The organism is Gammaproteobacteria bacterium (assembly GCA_003696665.1).
Taxonomy (GTDB): Bacteria; Pseudomonadota; Gammaproteobacteria; order Enterobacterales.
Map to the genome: position 1 here is coordinate 1 of RFGJ01000645.1, position 8,163 is coordinate 8,163.

Below are 8,163 nucleotides of genomic sequence, written 5' to 3' on the forward strand. Positions count from 1 at the left end.
AATTGGGCAATTGGTCAACCTCAAGCATTTGAATTTGGGTTTTAACGAATTGACGAGTATTCCTCCTGAAATTGGGCGGTTGGTTAACCTTGTTTCTTTACATTTGGGTTTTAATGAACTTACAAGCATTCCCCCTGAGATTGGACAGTTGATTAACCTCCGATATTTGAATTTGGCTTCAAACCGATTGACAGGTCTGCCTGTGGAAATCAAAAAATTAACTAATCTGGAGAAGTTGTATCTGAATGATGGTAACTTCATCCCCGAACATGAACAGGAAAAAATTGACCAACTGTTGCCCAACTGCAGCGTTTATTTTGAGTGACAAACATCTATACCCGTTACGAAGTGATTTGGGAAAAATAAATAAAAGCATTGCCTACTGTCCTGAAGTTCAAGGTCAGCAGGGAATACAATTCTTCTTTGTATGCTTTAGTGTTTTCCAATAAAAGAAACAATTACTTCTCGAAACTTATCATAAGTATCATAATAGACAGGGCTTATTGCTTCTTTTTGGAGAAATTGCCAAAGTCACTCTATCAAGTTGAGATTAAGTGAATAAGGAAGCAAGTAAACAAACTCAATGCGCTGGTTTTTTGCCCATTGTCGCAACCACGTGCATCAGTTGTAGCTCGCATTGTCACAAATGACATAAATCTTCTTGGGTGTTTCTTCAGCAGCTTGCGGCAAAGCCGCTGTGTGGATTGTGCATTGATCCTGTCGGCTATGTCATATACTACATGCTCGGGCTTGATGGCCCGTACCGTGCCATTGTTGTTCACCCGACGGCGGCCACTATTGCTCGGCATAGCAAAATCTTTCCCCGCGCGGATCCAACCATGCATCCAGCCCGTATTGTGCGTCGGATGCGTCCCATTGTCCCTGATATGAAGATAAAGTAATTTGTATCAGGTTCAGGCTTGTTTCATTATCTCTGCTATTCTTGAAGGGGTGTCAAACCAATATTCCTGATACCCTTTCGGCGCTTGATTTGCATCCTGGGTATATAGGAGCAGATAAACCCGCACGGTAAAATCATTATAAGAGAAAACTCTCTGTTTTCCTGCCTCGTCCAGGAAGAGTTTACAATAGCCATCTATTTTGTACTGGTAGGTGGTATGTTGCAAGCCCTTCGGGTCCACAAAAACTATGGCGTACTGGTCGCCTTTCTGCAACCAGAAGATGAAATCCGGAATAAACCGGCGAATTCGATTGCTTTGAGGATCGTAGTAAGGGATGTAAACCTCGTCCAGAGTCTCATCGATCTTGCTGAAGGCCCACCAATCAAGACTTTGAAAGCCGTCTTCGTTATTCTGTAAGTAAGTTTCCAGCGCATTTAGAAATTCAACTTCGCTGGAGTGGCGAATGACGTGTCGGATCCAGTCGATACGTTCATTTTCAGAAATCAGTATGGGAACGTAGTAGTGAGAGGCAATCCGTTTGATATGCAGCTTCTGCCCCTCATGGCTAAAAATTGTATCACTCTGTATGGCCCGAGCTGCATCCAACATCTCCTGAAAACTAAGCTGGCGGGCTTCATAACGCTTCTGAAGTTCAGCAACATGGTTGGGGGCTTCCGTAATTTGGTGGATTTTGGTCTTTAGTTCGGTAATATCCTCCAAGAAGACCTTGATGTGCCGAAAGTGACGGATTTCGTTTTCGAGGAGCTTCAGGCCATCGGCTTCTTCCGGAATTACCTTGAAGTAGGCAAACAGGCGGGAGAGTAGAAGGTCAATCTGCCCGTACTGGCGTTGGCCATTGGTGGTAAAATACTCACCAGGCTGATCCAGGCAATGCTTGAGCAATGCAATATCCCTCGGCTTGGCGTGGTGGTGGCTGAGCAGCAGCCGTGGGTCGCCTAAGTAGCTTACATAATGGTGGAGCCGTTTTAATTCCTGCTCGTCAATTTCAAACTTGCGCGGCTTACTATCCTTTACTACAGGTTGCTTGGCCTGCCGATAGTGAGGAATGAGCAAGGGCTTGCCTGCCACAGCTTCACTGTTCACCTCAAGGGCAAGTTCGTGTTCGGCCTCGCGCCTTTTCTCTTGGTCCAACTGCTCAATTACTGTCTGCAGGGCATTGCGATTGGTGCCGAAGATGAACAGAGTCTCCAAGGCGGGAGCCTGGTCGCTAAAAGCGCGGTAGGTATTCTCATCCACTAACCCCGCATTGTAAAGGGAGACCAGCCGCCGACGATAACCAGGCAAGGGTTCAATGCGTACGCCGCGGCCTATCGACTGGAGGATGAATTTTTTCGCTTCGGTTCCTGTGCCTATGTTGATGTAGGTAATGACATTAGGCCGGTTGGAATCCCAGCCTTCGTAGAAGGTACGGGAGCCCATGAGGATGTTGATGGGCGAATTCTCTTCGTTCAGACGGCGGAAGAAGCCTTCGTCTTCGTAGCCTTCGATAATCTCGTAGCCTTCCAGCTTATTTTTTTCCAACCAGCTGGAAATATCGCCGATCTTGACAAGGGCGAAGGGCTGATCGGCACTCTTGAGCTTGAAGGCCATCTCTTGGCGGTTTGATGGCCGCAGAAGCACCTCAATGCCGCCTGGTGCCGGCGCGTTGTATACGAGCCGGCGCAATTCGGCTTGGGTAATCATATCAAAGAGAGATTGATCGGCCTGAAAACGATCCCCCTCAAACAACCACTCTGGACCTTCGACCAATTCCGCCCATAATTCTGCTCTGGCCGTCTCCCACACCCCTTCGTCTATATCCCCCTGGCCGATGCGTTCCAATTCGCGGAAGAATAGGATCAAATCTGGATCTTTCTGATCGTCTTTGATGTTGACGGTATTTACCAGCGTAAGCATCAAGGGACGGTGATAAGCCTGCAGGTCTTGGGGCAAAGATTCCTGAGCATTGCGGGCATAGGCCAACATCAGGAGCGCCTTAAGCACCACGCGCTGCTTCTCCGCCCCGGTGTAGTCCTCCTTGTCCTTGAAAGCGCGGTTTTCTTGTTTGAGGATGGCGATGTGCTTGCCGTAGCCTGCACGCACGAACTCCGAGAGATTGAAATTGTAGGCTGTGGTCAGAATGTCCCGGGTGTCGGTGAAGGTGGCCGAGAAATTGAACAGAAAGCCGTTGCGGGAAAGAATGCTATAAATATGCTGGCGCTTGGATTCTGTCCTGTCGCCCTTGTGAGCCTCGTCCAGCAGTACATACCACCTGCCATTATTTTCATAATTATGGAAGTCCACAATGCGTTCCTTCTGCTCGTCACCCAGGTTGTCGGCGCGGTAGAAAAAAACGGTAATTTCTTTTGTGTCCACAAGTGGGAAAAGCATGTGCAATCTATCCGGATAGTTTTTGAGATCCTCCAGATGGATATGGAAGTCGGGGTGGCCTTCGTTGAACTCCGCCACGAGGGCTTTGAGCTGCTCAAGCAGGTCATCCCGGGTGGTGAGGATCAGCACCGGATGCTTCGGAATCTCTCCGCGCTGCATGAGCTGCCAGAGCACTTCGACAAGCTTGATAAGCACCAGACTCTTGCCACTCCCGGTGGCCATCCAGAAACCCATGCGGTTAATGAAGTGGAGGTAAGGGATGTTTCCGTTTAGGGATGGGTAGTATTCCTCCAGCAATTTGTTCACCGGCATGTCCAAATCCTCTTCTAACCCGTTGTCCTGGTACCACGCCCACAGCCGCTCCTTACGCTTCGCGTTAGTCTCCACCGGTTCGTCGGGTGCGTAATTGTCGAAGTCCTCGTAGTATTTCCACAGGGCCTTGAGGGCGTATTGCAGCGCCTCCTGCTGGTAGTCCCACAGATGCTTGGTGCGCGAAAAAGTCGCCAGGTCATGATCCTGCCAGGCGGGGGGCAGGTCGGCGAAGGGGAGATCGGTGATGATGTCTTGCAAGGTGTGCATGTTTATCCTGCTCTTTTAAGGCTCAAAGACCCATAGTTCATTCTGTCTCTGCCGCTGTAATACTCGCCTTCGAGCTGTCCTTCCTCGTTCAGTCGTAGGACCGCTGTCCCTCTGTGAACGTGCATCGTGGGCAATGCATTTGGTTTAGGCTCGTTTCTGTATTCGTAACTCAGGATAATTCCTTCAGGCTGATTAAGGAGCAGCGAAGCGGTGAGACTGTGCGATCTCGAGCTTTCGGTTTCCATAGTGATGCTTATATGTGTCCATGTCTGCCGGATATGAATATGACCGGAAAAATCTTCATTGTATGTTGAGCTATGTCCTTTAGCGCTCCAACGCCCATTAAGGTCTGGAACTTTGACAACACCTACTCTATGCAACCATTTGTGGCGCCATAGTCTCTTATCGAAGAGCGTGTTAAGTGCTCCAAATACACCCATTACTGAAGGTGCTTCTGCCCACCATGGCCATTGTGTGCCGCAATTTGTCAAGACAATTGTCAAGACAAGATGAATGCCATATGCTATGGCAACCGACAAAAGGGCCAAAAAAACAACGATATTCACCCTCTCCTTGGAATCTGTAGCATATGGATGCATTTCTACTATCACTAATGGTTCCAAAGATGTACCATAAATTTCAAGAAGCGCCTAGCCTTTTCTTCACTCCACTGTTCTGGTGAGTCTCCAAACAAATCGTCCTGTTCGTTCTGACAACGGAACCAACTCAGGTCAGTTTGAAGCAACCACTTTACAACGCTGCAGAAAGTATCTTGGAAGGTTCCGCCAAACTTGCTATCAGGAACGTTGTAGAGAAGACACTCAAGGAAATAAGAGGGAGCAAGGTCTTGCGGCGCACCCTGCTTAATAAGATATGTCCGTGCGTTCTTGAACATGCGAATTGTGGGTTTGTACCGTTCATTCGTCTTCTGATTTTTAGTTGCACCATTTTGATAATGGAGCTTGGGGTAATTGATCACCCAGCGGCCTTCGGATGGCACGTAGAAGCTCATGCCTTCTATGTAATCATCTTCGGATCTTGGATTGGGCGGGTATTTTCTGTACTGGAGGCAAACCACCACATCTGCCGGAAGGTATGGTGTTTGAACCTTTAGCGTTTTTCTTCCCCGTCTAACCCTTGAAGCTCCATAGTAGTCCGTAAGAGCTCGTTCGACATCGCTGTAGAAGTCGTTCCAAGTGTAGTTTGATTTAACAAAGCCGAACCTCCGCTTTTGTTCTGCAGTCAAATTGTTCATCAACACGGAATTGAGCTGAACAACAACATCTACGTCGCTATCGCCAGGAATGTTTGTGCTGTTTTTGTAGGAACCCTGAAGGTACACCTCTGGTTTGCCCTTAGGCCATTCGTAGCGATCTAGTGCTGCCCGGATAGATTCATGTGTTTTCTTTGCAGTACTGATTGATCCCTGCTGGGACCATCCCTCAAGTTGACTTTCAAGAATTGGCATAGCATCCGCTCTTTCTTACCACCAAATTAATGGTTTGCTCATTTCCCAAGGCAGGCTTTGCAGGTCCACGGTGGTGCCGTCTTCGAACTCGACCGTGCCGGGTTGAGTGGGGTCGTTTTCGGCCGGGTGGATGCGGCGGATCCACTTGCCCGTGAGGCAGGAGAGGGTCTCGGCCCGGTCTATGTCGGGGTAGAGTTTGCTCAGATCCACCCGGATTTCGTTCTGCTCCGTGTCCATCTCCATCACCGGCTCGCCGGTTTCGGCGTTGTCCAGCATCTTGGGGTCACGCAGGAAGACGTACTGGGTGTAGGGGTCCTGCAAGAAGAGGGGCTCGTCCTCGTCCCGGTAGTGGGCCTTGCGCAGGACCTCTTCGTACTGCTCCAGGCGGAAGTACTTGAAAAAACCACCTCCTTGCCAATTTACAGATTTTGAAATTCCTAATTCTTCGCCTGAAAGCACTTTTTTCATTCTTGGAAGAGTGACTTCGTCAAACTGTGCTCCCATCTCAATTCCAATCCATTTGCGTCCGAGCTTTTGAGCTACAGCAGAGGTAGTGCCCGATCCTAAAAAGAAGTCGAGAACTATCTCTTTTTCTTTGGATGTGGATTTCAAAACCCTAAAAAGAAGGTCTTCTGAGTTTTCTGTTTTAAAGCCCCAGTTGGATGAGTAACTGGATATATCTGTCCAGTCAGAGCCAACTGTTGTATATTTGCTCAGAAATAAAGGCTCTTGGCTTGCCTCATCCCATTTCACTAATCCGGCTTTGACGGCTTCATCAAATCCCTTTTGATCTAATACCCATTTTCGTCCTGGCGGGGGATATATTTTCTTTCCGAACACAACTCTTGAAGCATCTCCCTTAACATTTCCTGGCAAATGCATCCGCACCCACCGGGGTTTTGCCTTTTCTTTCTTGAAACCGTGGAAATGCATTTGCGACATTTCTTTTGCATAAAACAGGAGAGTATCATTTGCTGTATGAAACTTTTTGTTCTCGCCTTTCAGCGTTCGGGTACGCCTTACATGGATCTCATTCCGAAAGTTTTCTTTACCGAAAATTTCATCCATTAAACACCGAACAATCCAGTCACCGTTATAATCGGATCGCACGAAAATGCTTCCTGTAAGGGCAAGGCTGTGTTTGGCTAGTCGCAAACGGGGCTCAAGAAGGCTAGCCCAGTTTGCATCTTTGTAGTTCACCAAATAATCAAAATCTCCACCATTGCCCAGGTTAAAGGGGGGATCAATGTAAATTGTTTGGATTCTCTCCCGAAACTTGGGCAGCATTGTGTTCAGCGCCTGGTAGTTCTCGCTGTTCACCAGCCAGCCATCCAAGGCCTGGTCCAGGTGGTCGAAGAGGGCCAGGATGGCCGTCTCCAGGTCGGGGAAGTGCTTCGTGTCAATGGGCAGGTACTGGTAGCGCTCGTGGAGGCGCTTGCCCATCAGGTCGGTCACCCACACCTGCTCCGGCGTGAAGTCCTCCTCCACCATGCCCAGATCGCGCCATTCCTGCACCTGGGCTTCCATGCCGGCGTGGGCGAAGAGGCGCTCCAGCACTTCCATGCCCCCTTCCTGCGCCGCGATGCGGTCCAAGGTGATCACATAGTGGCTGCCCAGCACGAACTTGGGCTTGTTCCAGATGCGCACCAGCTCGTCCTCGAACTGGGCGATGAAGTCAATGATTTTGTAGGCAATTTCCTTGAGCACCTGAAGCTGACGAATGCGTTTCTCTGTCCAGACTGTCCCCTGACGCTGCGCCGGTTCAAATACATACTGGTACAGCCACAGGTTGAACTGCTCCTGCAGGAACCGACGGGCGTTCTTGTTGATGAAGAAGTCCACCTCGCTCTGGCGCTCGAAGAGGCGGAAGGCCCGCTCCAGCGTCTCCTCCGAGGGTACCTGCGCGGTGTACCTTCTGAGCCCCAGGGCATCCTTGATGGCCCTGCGGATGTCGTCAATCTTTGTCTTACGATTATTTTCCGAGTAAGCCACGCTGAAAACCAGCGTGCCGTCCTCCCGCCGCTTCTTGAAGGTGAAAACCAACGCTCGTTTCTCGTTGGCCCGCTTGTGTTCCAGGGTGGAAACGTCGAAGAAGAAAAGGAAGTCGTCCACCTCCACCGCCATGCTGCGGAAAAGGCGGTCGGTTTTCACGTAGTAGAGCATGTGGGTCTTCCAGAAGAGGGCCACATCCCGGTCGTCGGTGTAGACTTTCTCGTACACGTGCTCGTGGGGCGGCGTGAAGCGGAAGTAGATGGAGCCGGATTCGGAGAAGTAGCGGCGGAAAAAGGTATAGAGCCGGTCGAACAGCTCCTCGCGGAACTCGGGAAAGGGTTCCAATGCCCGTTCGATGTCTGCATTCAGGCGGGGAAAGACCCCCTTCTCGTAATAGCACGATTTGATACGCATCAGGTTGACGAAGCCGGATTCGCCCTCCACCTTTGCGCCGACGAATACGTCACGCAGGGCATTGAAAAAACGTTCCTCTTTGGTCATTGCAAGAGTAATTTTCTATGAAATGGGCGGTACTTTTTCTGATCGAAAGTGAATGCTCGATCAGGCGTTCAGAAACATGGACCTATAATGAGCATGAGACCTGCAGGAAGTAAGGTACGGATGCAAATCTGCAGATTTTGTACTGAATGGTCGGTGCTTTTTCAGATTTTTGTCGCTTTCTCCTACAACTCCCCCCTCAAAAACCTTCCCGTATAGCTCGCTTCCACCTGCGCCACCTGTTCGGGCGTGCCGGTGGCGACGACCTGGCCGCCGCGGTCGCCGCCTTCGGGGCCCATGTCGATGATGTAGTCGGCCACCTTGATGACGTCG

The 8,163-nt window shown here is 49.8% G+C and carries 6 protein-coding genes; 2 read left to right on the forward strand and 4 right to left on the reverse strand.

Annotated elements, in window-relative coordinates; all coding sequences use genetic code 11:
* The first annotated feature begins 1 nt into the window (after position 1).
* Positions 2 to 325, forward strand: a complete 324-nt coding sequence (locus tag D6694_15465; GenBank protein ID RMH33650.1) for a hypothetical protein — start codon at positions 2 to 4, stop codon at positions 323 to 325.
* Between the two features lie 340 nt (positions 326 to 665).
* On the forward strand, positions 666 to 902 hold the full coding sequence (locus D6694_15470) for a hypothetical protein (GenBank protein ID RMH33651.1): 237 nt from the start codon (positions 666 to 668) through the stop codon (positions 900 to 902).
* A 12-nt stretch (positions 903 to 914) separates the two neighbouring features.
* On the opposite strand, the gene D6694_15475 is transcribed toward D6694_15470, so the two are convergent.
* The 4 genes from D6694_15475 to D6694_15490 are packed head-to-tail and all read right to left on the reverse strand — an operon-like array spanning position 915 to position 7,833.
* The gene (locus tag D6694_15475; protein RMH33652.1) at positions 915 to 3,872 is read right to left on the reverse strand and encodes a restriction endonuclease subunit R; all 2,958 of its coding nucleotides are present in this window, start codon (positions 3,870 to 3,872) and stop codon (positions 915 to 917) included.
* 2 nt (positions 3,873 to 3,874) lie between these two features.
* Positions 3,875 to 4,471, reverse strand: a complete 597-nt coding sequence (locus D6694_15480; protein RMH33655.1) for a hypothetical protein — start codon at positions 4,469 to 4,471, stop codon at positions 3,875 to 3,877.
* 11 nt (positions 4,472 to 4,482) lie between these two features.
* Positions 4,483 to 5,340, reverse strand: a complete 858-nt coding sequence (locus D6694_15485) for a nucleotidyltransferase (protein ID RMH33653.1) — start codon at positions 5,338 to 5,340, stop codon at positions 4,483 to 4,485.
* Positions 5,341 to 5,355: 15 nt separating this feature from the next.
* Positions 5,356 to 7,833 (reverse strand): site-specific DNA-methyltransferase, encoded by a 2,478-nt coding sequence (locus D6694_15490; GenBank protein ID RMH33654.1) that lies wholly within the window; start codon positions 7,831 to 7,833, stop codon positions 5,356 to 5,358.
* Positions 7,834 to 8,163: the final 330 nt, after the last annotated feature.